The organism is Streptomyces sp. NPDC056224 (assembly GCF_042267665.1).
In the GTDB taxonomy this organism is placed as follows: domain Bacteria; phylum Actinomycetota; class Actinomycetes; order Streptomycetales; family Streptomycetaceae; genus Streptomyces.
Genome location: NZ_JBHJTK010000003.1, coordinates 24,554 through 39,522, shown reverse-complemented (window position 1 = coordinate 39,522; position 14,969 = coordinate 24,554). Strand labels below are relative to the sequence as shown.

The following is a 14,969-nucleotide window of genomic DNA, read 5'->3' as shown; positions in this document are numbered from 1 at the left end:
CCGTCCGGTCATTCACACTGCAGCCGCACCGACGGCGGCAGCAGATCGGCGCCCCGAATGCGGTCGCCGCCGACACGGATGTGCACCGTCCGCAATTGCGGGAGGGCGGCCAGCGGAGCGATGTCGATGTCTCCCTCCGCGGTGAAGTCCCCGATGAACCGGCACTCCATCAGCCCGGTAAAGGCATGCGGCAGTCGCCGGACCGCCGCCTGCACGGCCCTCTCCCCTCCGTTGCCGACGACGGTCAGCGCGACGACTCCCGGCAGCACCGCGTCCGGCGGAAGGGTCTCGAACGCCGAGGCGGACACCCGGAGGCGGGCGAGGGAGGCCAGCTCCTGGACCTCCCGCCAGTCGGCCTCCGAGGCCGGGCTGGACGCGCCGTTGAGCAACAGCTCCCTGAGTGGCAGCGCACCGAGCCCTTCCAGCCCCTGCGCGGGACGCGCGTGGCCGGACACCGCCAGTACGTCCAGCGGGGCGCCGGAGGGCAGGCCCTGCGCGCACCAGGTCGTCCCGGCGGGCCCGCTGATCACCAACAGTTCCAGGTCCCCGAGCTGTGCGACGGCGCGCAGGTCGAGGTCCGGACGGCTGGTGTTGATGCGCAGGTGCCGGATCGGCAGGCCGCCGAGCGCGGAGAGGTCCGTCAGCTCCGGGCAGGAGACGATCTCGAGGAGCTCCAGCGCTGCCTGCCCCCGCAGGAAACCCAGATCGGACACCGTGGGGTGGTCGATCGTCAGTTGCGTGAAGCCGTGCCGGCCCGCGTACGCGACCAGGCCTTCGAGGGACACCCCGCTCCTGATGTCCAGACGCTCGGGCCTCAGTCCGAGACGCTGCAGTTGGTGCAGCTGCTCATCGGAGCGGATGCTGTACTCCAGCGAGGACGGATCCACATGCGCGATCACCTCCTCGGCGTAGTCGGCGCAGTCGAAGCGTGACCAGGCCCAGATGAGCTGGCTTCGGACCGGGAGCCAGGGGTGCGTGGCGAACTGCGCGAGGAAGGGCGTGGCGGCGTCCGACGCGACGTGCGAGGCCGCGATCACCACGTGGTAGGCCTCCTCGTCGTCAAGCTTCGCGGGTCCGGGAAGCAGACCGAGGATCAGCGGGCCGACCTCCGCGAGCGCGCGGGCCTCCTCCGCGTTCGACGGCGGGATGAGGGTGGCGGTCCGTACTTCCACGGCCTCGCGGGTCTCGGGGTCGAGGGTGGTGGCGTGCTCCAGACAGGCCGCCGCGAGCAGGTAGACACGGGCCCGGGTGCGCTCGTCCGCGGCGCCGTCTCCCCGGACCAGGAGTTCTCGGAGGATCGTGACGCGCTCGGCGGGCCGGGCGAGGGCGACCGCCATCCGGATGACGTCCTCCCACTGGTCGTCGGCGGCATGGGAGGTGAGCAGGCCGAAGTCGCCCTCCTCCACCGCGGCCCGCGCGCCGAGGAAGTCCTGGAAGGTGCGGTGGATGAAGTCCGTCGTGTCCGGCGCCGGCTCCCTCAGGAGTCCGCTGCGCTGGAGGAAGTGCTCGAAGACCGCGGGGGCTCCGCCCAGGGCGGCCGCCTCCGGGACCGAGGGCAGGGCCCTCGCGATGATGTCCTCGGCCCGGGAACGGTCCATCACCGTGCGGCCGTTCTTGATCAGCCAGTACGCGAGGCGTTGCAGCAGGTCGAGCTGGGGCTCCTCGCGGAGATCGGGGACCTTCATGTCCCGCTCCCGATCGCGGCGGCTCAGCAGCATGGACAGCGCGGCCTCGTAGAGGTCCTTGCGGCCGTGGGGGAGGTATCCGCGCCGGTCCCGGTGGAGGGCGCAGATCAGTCCGCACATCAAGGGGTTGGTCGCGAGGATCCCGAGGTCGGCCTTGGTCCGCACGGCGGTGAGCAGCTCGTTCTCGTACGTCCGCAGGTCCGCGTCCTCGTCCCCGCCGTCGCGGGCCGCCGCGTGCCACCGCTTGATGAAGGTGGTGATGTCCGCCGGGCCCATGGGAGACAGGGTCAGCTCGGTGAAGTCCTCCTCCCCCAGCCAGTCCGCTCCCACGGCGGAAGGGCGCGAGGTGATGAGCCAGCGGTTGTCACCCCCGTAGGCGTCCATCAGGTCGCGCAGCCAGCCGCGGGTCCGTTCCCGTTCGGCGTCGGGGATCTCGTCGATGCCGTCGATGAGGACCAGGCCCCGGCCCGCGGTCAGGACGCGGTGCGCCCAGCCGTCGGGTTGCGCGGCCCCGAGCGGACAGCTGCCCGCGGCCAGGAAGTCCGCAGGGGCGGGCAGCCGTTCGCCGTGACGGGTCAGGGTGCGCAGGGGCAGGACGAAGGGGATGCGGTCGTAGAGGTGGTCCATCTGCGGGGTCAGGTCCTGGCGGGCGGCCGTGACGGCCAGCCACTGCACGAGCGTGGTCTTGCCGGAGCCGGCTTCGCCCCGGAGCAGGACGCGGGGGCTCTCGGCCAGGGCCCGGTCGGCGGGTTTCCCTGCGAGCGCCTGGAGGAACGGCGTCCAGTTGATGCCCCCGCCTCCGGCTTCCGGGGCGACCCAGGAGCTCGCGTAACGACCCGGGTCGGACGAGGAGGACGGTGAGGCGTCGTCGGGGAAGGCGGCCGCGATCCCCACAGCGGCGGCGGAATCGCGGTCGTGTGCCTGCGACAAGCCGGTCCGGCGCTGGTGTGCGCGCCACAACCGCCCCGGGAGCGAGGTCGCTTCCAGGCTCAGGTACGCCATGTCCAGCGGCCACCGCGTCGGTGAGTTGCTGAGGTCGAGCCCGTAGATCGTCAGCTTGCCGTGCCGCTTGGCCACGTACGGCAGGTACGTCTGCTCGAAGGCGGCGTCCTCGGCGCCCGGCAGCGGTGCGCGGCGGATCAGTTCGTCGACCTTGGCCGTCAGCTCGGCGATCCCGCGGGTCTGCTGTACCAGGGCGTGGGCGACGAAGGTCGAGCGCTGCGTGAAGAAGTGGAGGATGTGGAGGCAGGCGGCTTCGAGCAGCCGCTCGTAGAAGTACGTCGCGTCGGCGCCCAGTTGGGCCTCGGGCCGGCCGCTGACGCGGCGCAGTTCCCGCGCGAGGGCTTCGGAGCCGAGCCGGACCGCGTCCAGATCGGTGTGCGTGAGGTCGCCCAGCGCGTGCAGGGTGGCGGCCAGGGCGTCTGCCACCGCGTGCTGCTCGTCGGCCGGGATCGGGCGCTCGCCCGTACGGAGGGCCTGTTTGACCAACTTGGCCGCCAGGTCGCGGACATCGGATTGCGTGAGCGAGCGTTTCTCGCCCCTGAACGACACGTAACCCGAGATGCGGACCGGTTTGTCGACCAGACCGGCGCCGGGGCCTTCGGTGACGAAGAGTTTCCTGACGAGCGGGGCGATGGCCGCCGAGGCGAGTCGGATGCCGATGGTCCCGGGTTCCATGCGTCCCCCCGTGGCGCGATGACCGATGCCCCGGATCTTACGGCGCATCGGTCACACCGCGCTGAGGAACGCTGCGGGACAGCCCTCAGGCGCCGACCAGGACCGGGTCCTCGCAGGAGAGGGTCTCGCGCAGGACGCGGTTCTGCTCCGCTCCGTCGGCGGAGGCGAGCAGTGCGCTGAGCACCGCGATGCGGGCCTGACCCGCGCGCAGGGTGCCCGTCGGTACGGCACCGGCCGCGACCAGGTCCACGGCGCCGCCGTGGGTGTAGATCTCGGTGACCGGCCCGGCCATCACGCGCGTGGTGAGCGCGACCAGCACGCCGCGCCCGATGGCGGCCTTGACGGCGTCCACGATCTCCGGGGTCGCGTTGCCCGCGCCCGTCCCGACGAGCACGATGCCCCGGGCGCCCGCCGCGACGGCGGCGTTCAGCAGCACCGCGTCGCCGTCGGCGTGGTGCACCACCACGTCGACGCGCGGCGGGAGTTCGGGCATCGCGGGCAGCGGGAGCGGGGCGGGACGCTGGGGCGTGCGCAGGATCGCGACCTTGCCGAAGCCGACCTTGCCGAGGAGTTCCTTCGAGGGGTCGGCGAACGCGTCCAGCGCCACGGCCTGGCTCTTCACCGTGCCGCGCGCGGCGTGCACCCGGCCGGCGAAGGAGATCAGCACGCCCAGTCCGCGCGTGGTGGCGGCGGTGAGCAGCGCGTCGTAGAGGTTCTCCGGTCCGTCGCCGTCGGCGGTGCCCATGGGCAGCTGCGCGCCGGTGAACACCACGGAGCGCGGGTCGTGGTGGTGCAGGTCGACGAGGAACGCCGATTCCTCGAGGGTGTCGGTGCCGTGCGTGACGACGATGCCGTCCACGCCGGGGTCGGCGAGCACCTCGTGCACGGTGCGCAGCAGGGTGAGCTGGTGGGCGGTGGTGAGGCGCGGGCTGTTCACGCTGAACAGGTCCACGAGCTCGACGGTGATGCCCTCGGGCAGCGGCGCGGTGGCCATGACCTCGCTGCCGTCGGCGTCCGCCGCGAAACCCGAGCCCTGCCAGCGGCTGGCTATCGTCCCGCCGGTACTGATGACGACGATCCGTCCCATGGCCGTGGCCGCCCTCTCCTCGTATGCCTCGTCACTCGCACGGGTGAACTCGCACATGCGTACTGAAACGGCAATCATAGAGAGATCTGCGCGCAATGTGATTGCTTCTTTGACCCCTCCTGTAACACAGCGTGGGTGATAATTGCGCCATGGACGCCATCGACCGAGATATCTTGCGCGAGCTCCAGGCGGACGGCCGTCTCAGCAACCAGGAGCTCGCCCAACGCGTGGGACTGACCCCCTCCCCCTGCATGCGCCGGGTGCGACAGCTCGAACAGGACGGGGTGATCCAGGGCTACCGCGCCGTGATCTCCCCCGAGGCGGTGGGCCGCGGTTTCGAGGTGCTCGTCTCCGTGGAGGTGCGCCGCGACCGCGAGGCGGTCGAGGCCTTCGAGGCGGCCCTGCAGGACATCCCCGACGTCATCGAGGCGTACCGCCTGTTCGGCAGTCCCGGCTGCCTGCTGCGGATCGCCGTCGCGGACCTGCGCGCGTACGAGCGCCTGTGGATCGAGAAGCTGACGGCGCTCGTAGGGGTCACCGAGGTCAACTCGCAGATCATCATGAAGCGCATCAAGGAGCCGACCGGCCTGCCCGTCGAACGCTGAACGCGGCCGGGGACGCGCAACGGGGCGGCAGCGACCCCCCGGCCGCTGCCGCCCCGTCCTCACGTCCCGTGGCCGCCGCCGGGCTACCTGCCCAGGCGGCCGCGGTACGCGCGCATCGACAGCGGGAAGAACACCAGGACGAAGCCCGCCATCCAGGCCAGGCCGCCCAGCAGCGGCCCCGTCAGCGAGCCCTCGCCGAGCAGCAGCGAGCGGTTGACGTCGGTCATCAGGGTGACCGGGTTGATGTTCACCCAGGCCTGCAGCCAGCCCGGCATGGTCTCCGTGGGCGCGAAGACGTTGCTGCCGAAGCTGAGCGGCATGACCGCGCCGATCAGGACGCCGGGGACGGCCGCCGGGGTGCGGACCAGGATGCCGGCCAGGATCGACATCCAGCACACGGACAGGCCGAAGGCGATCATGAGGACGACCGCCAGCAGCACGGCGAGCGGGTTGGTCTGGACCCGGAAGCCCATCAGCGTGCCCACGCCGAGGACCACGGCGACCGACAGGAAGTAGCGGGCCACGTCCCCGATCACGATGCCCGCCAGCGGCGCGGAACGGGCGATGGGGAGACTGCGCAGGCGGTCGAAGAAGCCCTTGGAGATGTCCGTGCACAGGGCGACGCCGGTGCCGATGGTGACGAACAGCGGGCTGAACACGAGCAGGCCCGGGACGAGTTGCTGGAGGTAGCCGTCGCGGTCGCCCCCGGCGATGGCACCGCTGAACAGGAACGTGAACATGAACAGCATCAGCAGCGGCTGGAGCGTCACGTCGACCAGGGCGTCAGGGTTCTTCCTGAGCTTGGTGACGTTGCGGGAGGCCAGGGACAGCGCGTTCCCGACGGCTTCCAGCGGGCCGATGCGGCGGCGCGCCGCACGGGTGGGGGTCGTCATCGAAGCTTCTCTTCCGTGAGGGGGGCCCGTACGCCGCCCGGGCTGGTGATCGCGAGGAACGCCTCGTCCATGGTGGGCAGGCGCAGCCCGAGCTCGTCGAAGGCCACGTCGGCCGCGTCGAGCCTGTGGACCAGGGCGGAGAGGATCATCGGGTCCTGTACCGGCACGGTGAGCCGGCCGGTGTCCTCGTCGCGGGCGGGCAGCTGGCCGGTGAGGCCGAGCATGATCTGGGCGACGGTGTCCACCTGGTCGCGCCGGGCGGCCCGGACCTCGAGGGTCTGGCCGCCCGCCATCCGCTTGAGTTCGTCCGGGCGGCCCTCGGCGACGACCGTGCCGTGGTTGAAGACGGTGATGCGGTCGGCGAGCTGGTCGGCCTCTTCGAGGTACTGCGTGGTGAGCAGGACGGTGACCCCGCCCGCGACGAGGTTGCGCACGGTGTCCCAGACCTCGTTGCGGCTGTGCGGGTCGAGACCGGTGGTCGGCTCGTCCAGGTAGAGCACCGACGGCCGGCCGACCAGGCTGGCCGCGAGGTCGGCGCGGCGGCGCATGCCGCCCGAGTACGTCTTCACCGGACGGCCCTGCGCCTCGGTGAGGCCGAAGTCGGCGAGGAGTTCACGGGCGCGGGCCCGGGCGTCGGCGGCCGGCAGCCGCAGCAGCCGGCCGATGAGCGTGAGGTTCTCGACGGCGCTCAGCTCCTCGTCGAGCGCCGCGTACTGGCCGGTCAGACCGATCACGCCGCGCACCCCGACCGGGTCTCGGATCAGGTCGTACCCGCCGACCGTGGCCCGGCCGGCGTCCGGGGTGAGCAGGGTCGCGAGGATGCGTACGGCGGTCGTCTTCCCGGCCCCGTTGGGGCCGAGGACGCCGTGGACGGTGCCGGCCGGCACCGCGAGGTCGACGTCCCGCAGGGCCGTCGTCTCCCGGTACCGTTTGACCAGTCCCTCGGCCTCGATCGCGAGCGGCATGGGAGTTTCCCTTTCGGTAGGCTGGCGTGCGAGATGTTTCCACCCGCCTGATCGGCGTCACAAGGTTCTTAAGGCCTCGCCTAATCGCCCCGCTCAGACGGAATGCTGCGAGCGCAGCAAGTCGCCTACGCGGAAGGCGAGTTCGATGGACTGCACGGCATTGAGCCGCGGGTCGCAGGCCGTCTCGTAACGCGTGCCGAGCTGCCCGTCGAGAATCTCCTCCAGATCACCGCCGAGGCATTCGGTGACGTCGTCACCGGTGAGTTCGAGGTGAATTCCCCCGGGGTGAGTTCCCTCTTCGCGGTGCACGGCGAAGAATTCGGCGACTTCGGCGGTGACATCGGACAGCCGGCGGGTTTTGTAGCCGCTGTCGGAGACGAAGGTGTTGCCGTGCATCGGGTCGCAGGCCCACACCGGGGCGTGTCCGGCGGAGCGTACGGCGCGCAGCAGCGGCGGCAGCAGGTCGCCGGACCTTCCCGCGCCGAGGCGGGTGATCAGGACCAGCCTGCCGGGCTCCCGGGCCGGGTCCAGCCGTTCGCACAGGTCGCGCAGGCCCTGCGGGGTGGTGCCGGGTCCGACCTTGACGCCGACCGGGTTGCCGAGCCCGGACAGCAGCTCCACGTGGGCGCCGTCGGGGTCGCGGGTGCGGTCGCCGATCCAGAGCATGTGGGCGCTGGTGCCGAACCAGGTGCGGCGGCGCTCGTCGTAGCGGGTCAGGGCCTCCTCGTACGGCGGCAGCAGCGCCTCGTGGGAGGTGTAGAGCTGGATCTGCTGCAGGGCGGCCTGGGCACGGGCGTCCACCCCGCAGGCGGTCATGAAGCGCAGGGCCCGGCTGATGTCGTCGGCGGCCGATTCGTAACGCCGCCCGGCGGCGCTGCGCCGGACGAACTCCTGGTTCCACGCGTGCGCCTGACCGAGGTCGGCGTACCCGCCGAGGGTGAGCGCGCGCAGCACGTTGAGGGCCGCCGAGGAGTGCTGGTACGCCCGCAGCAGCCGGTCCGCGTCGGGACGGCGGGCCTCGGCGGTGAACTCGGGCGCGTTGACGATGTCGCCGCGGTAGACGGGCAGTTCGACCCCGTCTACGGTCTCGGTGGGACGGCTGCGCGGTTTGCCGAACTGGCCGGCGATCCGGCCGACCTTCACCACCGGCAGACCGGATCCGTACGTGAGCACGACGGCCACCTGGAGGATCACGCGCAGCTTGCTCCGTATGCCGTCCTCGGTGCAGGAGGCGAACCGCTCCGCGCAGTCCCCGGCCTGGAGCAGGAAGCCCTCGCCCGCCGCCACGCCCGCGAGCGCGCCGCGCAGGCCCATGATCTCGTCGGGCAGGACCAGCGGGGGCTGGAAGGCGAGGGTGCTCTGCACTCTCCGCAGGGCCTCGGGCTCGGGCCATTCGGGCTGCTGGGCGGCGGTCCGCGTACGCCAGGAGCCGGGGCTCCAGGCGCCGGTGGCTCCCGGCCCGGCCGCGGTCGCGGCAGCGGTGGCCGTGGTGGTGGCGGTCATCCGATCAGCTCCTTGATCACGGCACCGGGGTGCGCGGCTCGCATGAGGAGTTCACCGACGAGGACGGCGTCCACCCCGGCCCGTTCGAGTGCGCGGGCGTCCTGCGCGCCACGCACTCCGCTCTCGCCGACCATGACCCGGCCGGGGCCGACCCGCTCGCGCAGCCGGGCGGAGAGCGTGCGGTCGATGGCGAAGTCCCGCAGATCGCGGTGGTTGACCCCGATGACGGTGGCGTCCGCGGCGAGCGCGGCGTCCACCTCGGCCTCGTCGTGCACCTCGACGAGCGGTTCCATGCCGAGCCGACGGGTGGCGGTGACCAGTTCGGCCAGGCGCGGCCCGCTCAGCGCGGCGGCGATGAGCAGCAGCGCGTCGGCGCCCAGTGCCCGGGCCTCCAGGACCTGGTACTCGTCGACGATGAAGTCCTTGCGCAGGAGGGGGAGGTCCACCTCGGGGCGCACCGCGGCCAGGTCCTCCGGGCTGCCGCCGAAGCCGGCCTCGTGGGTGAGGACGGAAAGGGCGGCGGCCCCGCCGGCGGCGTAGGCGCGGGCCAGTTCGACGGGCCGGTAGTCCCGGGTGAGGGGCCCCTTGGAGGGGCTGCGGGGTTTGAGCTCCGCGATGACGCCGAGGCCGGGGGCCCGCAGGGCGGCCGCGAAGTCGCGGGGCTCGGGCGCGGCGGCGGCGCGTACGGCCAGTTCCGCCGCGGGGCAGGCGGCGCGGCGGCGTTCGGTCTGCTGCCGGGCCTCGTCCACCAGGGTTCCCAGGACGCCGGACGGAACCCCGGTCAGGGCCCCGGTCGGCTGTACGGCGCTCACGCGGACACCTCCAGCTCGGCTCCGGCGAGCTGCCGGGAGACCGTGGCCCACCGGTCCAGCAGGGTCGCGGCGGCTCCGGTGTCGAGGGCCGTGCGGGCCGCGGCGAGGGCCTCGTGCCAGGTGCCTGCCGCGTCCGCGACGCGCAGTGCGGCGGCCGCGCCCAGCAGGACGGCCTCGCGGGCGGGGCCGCGCCGCCCGGCCAGGACGCTGCGGATGATGGCCGCGTTGACGGTACGGTCACCGCCGGCCAGGTCGGCGGGGGTGTAGGCGCGCAGGCCGAGCCCCGCCGGGTCGAAGCGGTACGCCGTACGGGTGCCGTCGGGCAGCAGCTCGACGACGCGGGCGGGGGCTCCGGTGCTGAGTTCGTCCATGCCGTCCTCGCTGTGGAAGACCATCGCGCGCCGGGTGCCCAGCCGCGCCAGTACCTCGGCCATCGGCTCGACCAGGTCGGCGCTGGGCACGCCGAGGGTGCGCAGTCCCGCCCCGGAGGGGTGGCAGAGCGGGCCGAGCAGGTTGAACACGGTCCGGGTGCCCAGCTCGCGGCGGGGCGCGGCGGTGTGCCGGAACGCCGGGTGGAACCGGGGGGCGTACAGGAAGGTGATGCCGGTGGCGGCCAGGCAGTCCGCGGCCTCGACGGGGCCCAGGTCGATGCGGACCCCGAGCTCCTCCAGCACGTCGGCGCTGCCGCAGGCCGAGGAGGCGCTGCGGTTGCCGTGCTTGGCGACGCGGACACCGCACGCGGCGGCGACGATCGCGGAGGCGGTGGACACGTTGAAGGTGTTCAGGCCGTCGCCCCCGGTGCCGCAGGTGTCCAGCACGTCCGAGCCGAACGGCACGGGCGTCGCGAACTCCTGGGCGGCGCGGGCCATTCCGACGAGGTCGTCGACGGAGGCCCCGCGCACGGTGACGGCGAGGGCGAAGCCCGCGATCTGGGCGGTCGTGGCCTCGCCGCGCATGATCGTACGCATCGCGGAGGCGGCCTCCGCCTCGGTGAGGGACCGTCGGACGACGGTCTTCAGCAGGTCAATCAAGGCTGCACTCCAGGAAGTTGGCGATCAGCTGTTTGCCGTCGGGGGTGAGTACCGACTCGGGGTGGAACTGCACGCCGAAGGTGGGGTGGTCGCGGTGGCGCAGGCCCATGAGGGTGCCGTCGGCGGTGCGGGCGTTGCCGGCGAGTTCGGCCGGCAGGCTGTCCGGGTCGACAACGAGCGAGTGGTAGCGGGTGGCGGTGAACGGGTCGGGCAGACCGGCCAGGACGCCGCTGCCGTCGTGGTGGACCGGGGAGGTCTTGCCGTGGACCGGGGCGCCGCGGACCACCCTCGCCCCGAAGGCCTCGGCGATGGCCTGGTGGCCGAGGCAGACGCCGAGGATGGGCAGCCGGCCGCTGAGCGCGCGCACGGCCTCGACGCAGATGCCGGCGCCGGCCGGGCTGCCCGGTCCGGGCGACAGCAGCAGCAGGTCGTACGCGGCGAGTTCACCGACGGTGGTGGCGTCGTTGCGGAAGACCTCGGGCGCTCCGCCCATCTCGCCGATGTAGTGCACCAGGTTGTAGGTGAAGGAGTCGTAGTTGTCGAGGACCGCGACGCGGGGTGCGGCGGGCGGGATCGTCACGCGTGGGCCTCCGCCCGTCGTACGGCGGTGATCATGGCGCCCGCCTTGTGCAGGGTCTCCTGGTACTCGGCGCCGGGGTCGGAGTCGGCGACGATGCCCGCCCCGGCCTGTACGTGGACCTGGCCGTCGGCGACGACCATGGTGCGCAGCGCGATGGCGAAGTCGGCCTGGCCGTCGTGGCCGGCGAAGCCGAGCGCGCCGCCGTAGACGCCGCGGCGCTGCGGCTCCAGCTCGGAGATGATCTCCATCGCCCGGATCTTGGGCGCGCCGGAGAGGGTTCCGGCGGGGAACGCGGCGCGCAGGGCGTCCAGCGGGGTGCGGCCGGGCGCCAGCCGCCCGGAGACCGTGGACGACAGGTGCATCACGTGGGAGAACCGCTCGACGCGCATGACCTCGTCGACGGTGACGCTGCCGACCTCGGTGACCCGGCCGAGGTCGTTGCGGCCGAGGTCGACGAGCATGACGTGCTCGGCGCGTTCCTTCTCGTCGGCGAGCAGTTCACGCTCCAGCGCGAGGTCGATGACCGGGTCGGGGTGCCGGGGCCGGGTGCCGGCCAGCGGGCGCGTCCGCACCCGGCGGCCCTCGCTCTTGACGAGCAGTTCGGGCGAGGCCCCGATGACGTGCCGGCCCGCGCCCAGACTCACGTGGTACATGTACGGCGAGGGGTTGGTGGACCGCAGGTGCCGGTACAGGTCGAGGGGTTCGGCCTCCAGCGGCTTGCTCAGGCGCCGTGAGAGCACGATCTGGAAGGCGTCCCCGGCCGCGATGTGGGCCTGGGCCCTGCGCACCCGGTCGCGGAACTCGCCCTCGGTGAGGTTGGCGGTCCAGCCCGCCGTGGGGTCGGCGACCGGGACGGAGGGCAGCAGCGGGCGGCCGGAGATCCGGCCTGCGGGGACGGCCGTGCGCAGCCGCCGGGCCATCGCATCGATCCGGGCGACCGCTTCCTCGTACCGTTCGGCGGCCGGCCGGTGCAGGGTGATGAGCAGGACGCGCTGGGTGGCGTGGTCGAAGACGACCAGGTCGTCGGCGATCAGGAAGGCGGATTCCGGCAGCCCGGGGCCCGGGCCCGCGGCGAGCGGCAGTTCCTCGAAGTGGCGTACGGATTCGTACCCGAGGTAGCCGACGACCCCGCCGTGGAAGGGCGGGAGCCCCGGTACGGGCGCCTCGGACGCCGCGAGCCGGTCCTGGAGGGCGGCCAGTGGGTCGCCGTCGGGGAGCGCGAGCGGTACGGGGCGGTGGCCGACGTACGAGTAGCGGGCGACGCCGCCGGAGACGGGCACGCTCTCCAGCAGGAAACCGGGCTCCTCGGACCCGCAGAGCAGCGCGAAGGCCGCGACCGGGGTGAGGGTGTCGGTCAGGAACTCCTGCCGGACGGGAATCACGTCGTGGGTGCGGGCCAGGGCGGCGGTGGCGGCCCGGTCGGGCACGGTCGCGGGGTCGTCCGCGAGGGCCGTCCCGGTGGCGGCTTCGGTGGGAGCCGGCACAGGTGTCCTCCAAGTGTTTTCCGGTCGATTTCGGTGCTGCGTCGGGGAGGGGGTCCGGCCGGACCGTAACCCCCGGTGACCGGATCGCACCATGACTTTCAATTTCCGCTGAAGTGCCCCTCAAGTGCCCCTCAAGGACCCAGGACACCATCCCTGACCTGCGGAAACGCCACTTCGCCCAGCATGCTTCCGGCCGGTGACTATGAAGAATTCACATTCAACACGAAGAAGAATTCATACCTCGGCATGCGAATTACTCACGTTGCCAAGAAACAAGCCGATGTCTAAAGTGGACGACGCTGCATGGGGGAGGAGGTGCATGCATTTGTACACGATGCACATCGCGGCAAGGGGGAACTATGGAAAATCCGGTTCACAGGCATCTGGCGGACTGGATCATGGGCGACGACTTCTCGTGCCTGGCGGCCAAGGCGGCCGTACGGAGAGGGACCCTGACGCCCGTTCAACTCGGCGACATCGGCAACGCGGACACGACGTCCGACCTGCACACCGCAATTTTCGAATTCACGAAAATGGAATTGTCGCCCACCGAGAACTTCGCCACACTCGTGGCGGTATTCGAGGGGCCGACGGCCCTCACCGAGCCGGAATTCGACGCGCTGATGTGGCAGCAGCTCACCGATCTGCACGCCGTGGACGTGGAGCGGGGGTTCTCCTGGGCCCCGGACGTCTCCCCGGACCCGGCGTCGCCGGACTTCGCGTTCAGCCTGGCCGGCCACCCGTTCTTCGTGGTGGGCATGCACGAGAACGCGTCCCGGATCTCCCGGCGGTACCCGCGCCCCGCCCTCGCCTTCAACTCCAACCACCAGTTCCGGCGGCTGAAGCAGTCCGGCGTCTACTACGGCCTCCAGCGCCGTATCCGGCAGCGCGAGGAACGCCTGCAGCGGTCGATCAACCCCAACCTCGCCGAGTTCGGCGAGGCTTCGGACGCCCGCCAGTACTCCGGAGCTGCCACCGACGAGCAGTGGCGCTGCCCCTTCCACCCCGAGGACGGCACGGCCTCCGGCTCTTGAGCCGCCGACCGGCCCGGTCCCCCTTCTTCGATCACGGAGTGTGCATTCCGTCATGCAACGCGTGCATTTTTCCGGCCAGGACCTGGCGCGCACGGTCGTCAGGGTCGCCGAGCGGCCCCTCGTGGAAACGCTGTTCGCCCTGGACCTGCTGGCCCGCCAGGGGGGCGGCGACGGCTACGCGTCCTGGCGTCAGCGGACCACCAGCCGGCTGGGCCGGCGCTCCTGGTCCCTGATGACGCTGGCCCGTACCCTGCGGCCGATCCCCGACCTGCTGCACATGGCCGAGGACTCGGCGAACCAGGAGCCCGGGGCCGAGCGGCAGAACCTGGCCGGGATGCTGGAGGAGTTCCACAAGACGGCCCTCGCACCGTACTGGGACCGGGTCTCGGCCGCTCTGGAGGCCGACTGCGCCGCCCGGGGGCGGACGGTCCTGGCGGGCGGCATCGAGCAGTTGCTGTCGACGGTGCACCCCTCGGTGCGGTGGAGCGGCGGCGTCCTGGAGATCCCCAGCCACCGCTCGCAGGACGTGGTCCCGGGCGGGGCCGGTCTGCTGCTCGCGCCGTCGATGTTCCTGTACGACCGGCCGGTGCTGATACCCGCGGCCGGCCGGGGCCGGCCGCCGGTGCTCGCGTACCCCGTCGCCGCCGGCTCGGCCGAGACCGTACTGGCCGCGCCGTCGGCCGAGCAGAGCTGCGCCGACGCCCTCGGCCCGCTCGTCGGACGCACCCGGGCGGCCATCATGAAGACCCTGACCGACAGCTGCACCACCACCGAACTCGGCCGCCGCATGGGCATCTCGGCGGCCTCCGCCAGCCAGCACACCTCCGTGCTGCGCAGCGCCGGGCTGATCACCACCCAGCGGCGGCTCAACACGGCGCGCCACTCGCTCACCCCGCTCGGCGCCGCCCTGCTGGACGGCTACCACCACCGGGACCTGGCGCGCGTGAATCCCTGACGGTGAAGCCCTGACGGTTCACGGGCGCGGTGCGGTGAGCTGTGCCAGGCGCGCGTCGATCTGCGCGGCCGTGACGTCGCACATGACGTCGGCGAGCCGGCCCTCCACCAGGAACAGCACGACATCGGCGGCGGCCGCCACGGCCGCCGCCGATGTCGTGACGAGCACCGTACGGGCCTCGTCCTCGAGGCCCATCACCGTGTGCAGGCTCCCGGCGTCCGCCAGGTCGTCGGCGACGAGCAGCTCGGGCCGGGCGGGGTCGGCGGCCGGCAGCCGCTCCCAGCAGGACGGGTCGGGGGTGACGATCCGGTCGTGCCGGCCCACCCACCCCGCGCTCGGTGCCCGGCGGCCGGTCGCACACGCCAGCAGGGTGCTCTTGCCGGCTCCCGGGGGGCCGATGACGGCGGTCACCCCGCCGCGCACGAGGCCGATCGTCACCTCGCTCAGGGCCTGCGCCGCACCGTAGTTCTTCGAGACGGCGTCCATTTCCAAGGCATACGGCGAAATTTCCAGGGAGTCACAACTCCCGGCTGATTCCTCGGTGTTCATTTGCGTGGACCTCCAGTGCATCGAGCGATATGAAGAAGCTACCGACCGGGCGACGGGCCGGGTAAGCACGTGAGGTGCACTTCCGACAGTGGAGCAGGCTCCACCAATG

General features: G+C 72.2%; 13 protein-coding genes. 3 read left to right on the top strand and 10 right to left on the bottom strand.

Annotation, left to right across the window (positions count from 1 at the left end; genetic code table 11):
* Window positions 1-8: 8 nt before the first annotated feature.
* A complete protein-coding gene (locus ACFCZ1_RS05840) occupies window positions 9-3,362 on the bottom strand; it encodes an NACHT domain-containing protein (protein ID WP_376677125.1) in 3,354 nt (1,117 codons plus the stop codon).
* An 85-nt stretch (window positions 3,363-3,447) separates the two neighbouring features.
* Entirely contained in the window at window positions 3,448-4,449 is a 1,002-nt protein-coding gene (locus ACFCZ1_RS05835; protein ID WP_376677392.1) for an asparaginase, read from the bottom strand.
* A gap of 149 nt (window positions 4,450-4,598) precedes the next feature.
* On the opposite strand from ACFCZ1_RS05835, the gene ACFCZ1_RS05830 reads away from it, so the two are divergent.
* Complete coding sequence (locus ACFCZ1_RS05830; protein WP_376677124.1) at window positions 4,599-5,054, top strand: Lrp/AsnC family transcriptional regulator; 456 nt, start codon at window positions 4,599-4,601, stop codon at window positions 5,052-5,054.
* A gap of 83 nt (window positions 5,055-5,137) precedes the next feature.
* Here ACFCZ1_RS05830 and ACFCZ1_RS05825 read toward each other — a convergent pair whose 3' ends face one another.
* The 7 genes from ACFCZ1_RS05825 to ACFCZ1_RS05795 all read right to left on the bottom strand — a co-directional run bounded on the left by ACFCZ1_RS05825 (window position 5,138) and on the right by ACFCZ1_RS05795 (window position 12,322).
* A complete protein-coding gene (locus ACFCZ1_RS05825; protein ID WP_376677123.1) occupies window positions 5,138-5,947 on the bottom strand; it encodes an ABC transporter permease in 810 nt (269 codons plus the stop codon).
* The gene (locus tag ACFCZ1_RS05820) at window positions 5,944-6,912 is read right to left on the bottom strand and encodes an ATP-binding cassette domain-containing protein (protein WP_376677122.1); all 969 of its coding nucleotides are present in this window, start codon (window positions 6,910-6,912) and stop codon (window positions 5,944-5,946) included. The genes ACFCZ1_RS05825 and ACFCZ1_RS05820 overlap by 4 nt, the downstream gene beginning before the upstream one ends.
* A 93-nt stretch (window positions 6,913-7,005) precedes the next feature.
* A complete protein-coding gene (locus ACFCZ1_RS05815) occupies window positions 7,006-8,415 on the bottom strand; it encodes a class II 3-deoxy-7-phosphoheptulonate synthase (RefSeq protein WP_376677121.1) in 1,410 nt (469 codons plus the stop codon).
* The gene (gene trpC, locus ACFCZ1_RS05810; protein WP_376677120.1) at window positions 8,412-9,227 is read right to left on the bottom strand and encodes an indole-3-glycerol phosphate synthase TrpC; all 816 of its coding nucleotides are present in this window, start codon (window positions 9,225-9,227) and stop codon (window positions 8,412-8,414) included. Before trpC ends, ACFCZ1_RS05815 begins: the two co-directional genes overlap by 4 nt.
* Window positions 9,224-10,258: an anthranilate phosphoribosyltransferase gene (trpD, locus tag ACFCZ1_RS05805; protein ID WP_376677119.1), complete on the bottom strand. Its 1,035-nt coding sequence runs from the start codon at window positions 10,256-10,258 to the stop codon at window positions 9,224-9,226. Before trpD ends, trpC begins: the two co-directional genes overlap by 4 nt.
* Complete coding sequence (locus ACFCZ1_RS05800) at window positions 10,251-10,838, bottom strand: anthranilate synthase component II (RefSeq protein ID WP_376677118.1); 588 nt, start codon at window positions 10,836-10,838, stop codon at window positions 10,251-10,253. Before ACFCZ1_RS05800 ends, trpD begins: the two co-directional genes overlap by 8 nt.
* Window positions 10,835-12,322: an anthranilate synthase component I family protein gene (locus ACFCZ1_RS05795; protein ID WP_376677117.1), complete on the bottom strand. Its 1,488-nt coding sequence runs from the start codon at window positions 12,320-12,322 to the stop codon at window positions 10,835-10,837. The genes ACFCZ1_RS05800 and ACFCZ1_RS05795 overlap by 4 nt, the downstream gene beginning before the upstream one ends.
* Window positions 12,323-12,531: 209 nt before the next feature.
* Here ACFCZ1_RS05795 and gntA point away from each other — a divergent pair, with 209 nt between their 5' ends.
* Window positions 12,532-13,356 carry a guanitoxin biosynthesis heme-dependent pre-guanitoxin N-hydroxylase GntA gene (gntA, locus tag ACFCZ1_RS05790; RefSeq protein ID WP_376677391.1) on the top strand — a complete coding sequence of 275 codons (825 nt, stop codon included), beginning with the start codon at window positions 12,532-12,534 and terminating at the stop codon, window positions 13,354-13,356.
* A gap of 52 nt (window positions 13,357-13,408) precedes the next feature.
* Complete coding sequence (locus tag ACFCZ1_RS05785) at window positions 13,409-14,311, top strand: DUF5937 family protein (protein WP_376677116.1); 903 nt, start codon at window positions 13,409-13,411, stop codon at window positions 14,309-14,311.
* A gap of 18 nt (window positions 14,312-14,329) precedes the next feature.
* Here ACFCZ1_RS05785 and ACFCZ1_RS05780 read toward each other — a convergent pair whose 3' ends face one another.
* Window positions 14,330-14,797, bottom strand: a complete 468-nt coding sequence (locus ACFCZ1_RS05780) for an ATP-binding cassette domain-containing protein (RefSeq protein ID WP_376677115.1) — start codon at window positions 14,795-14,797, stop codon at window positions 14,330-14,332.
* Between the last annotated feature and the right edge of the window lie 172 nt (window positions 14,798-14,969).

Coding starts and splice junctions, on each gene's coding strand:
- ACFCZ1_RS05840 (WP_376677125.1), bottom strand. CDS start 3,362: ATGGAACCCGGGACCATCGGCATCCGACTCGCCTCGGCGGCCATCGCC.
- ACFCZ1_RS05780 (WP_376677115.1), bottom strand. CDS start 14,797: ATGGACGCCGTCTCGAAGAACTACGGTGCGGCGCAGGCCCTGAGCGAG.
- ACFCZ1_RS05825 (WP_376677123.1), bottom strand. CDS start 5,947: ATGACGACCCCCACCCGTGCGGCGCGCCGCCGCATCGGCCCGCTGGAA.
- ACFCZ1_RS05835 (WP_376677392.1), bottom strand. CDS start 4,449: ATGGGACGGATCGTCGTCATCAGTACCGGCGGGACGATAGCCAGCCGC.
- ACFCZ1_RS05815 (WP_376677121.1), bottom strand. CDS start 8,415: ATGACCGCCACCACCACGGCCACCGCTGCCGCGACCGCGGCCGGGCCG.
- ACFCZ1_RS05820 (WP_376677122.1), bottom strand. CDS start 6,912: ATGCCGCTCGCGATCGAGGCCGAGGGACTGGTCAAACGGTACCGGGAG.
- ACFCZ1_RS05830 (WP_376677124.1), top strand. CDS start 4,599: ATGGACGCCATCGACCGAGATATCTTGCGCGAGCTCCAGGCGGACGGC.
- ACFCZ1_RS05785 (WP_376677116.1), top strand. CDS start 13,409: ATGCAACGCGTGCATTTTTCCGGCCAGGACCTGGCGCGCACGGTCGTC.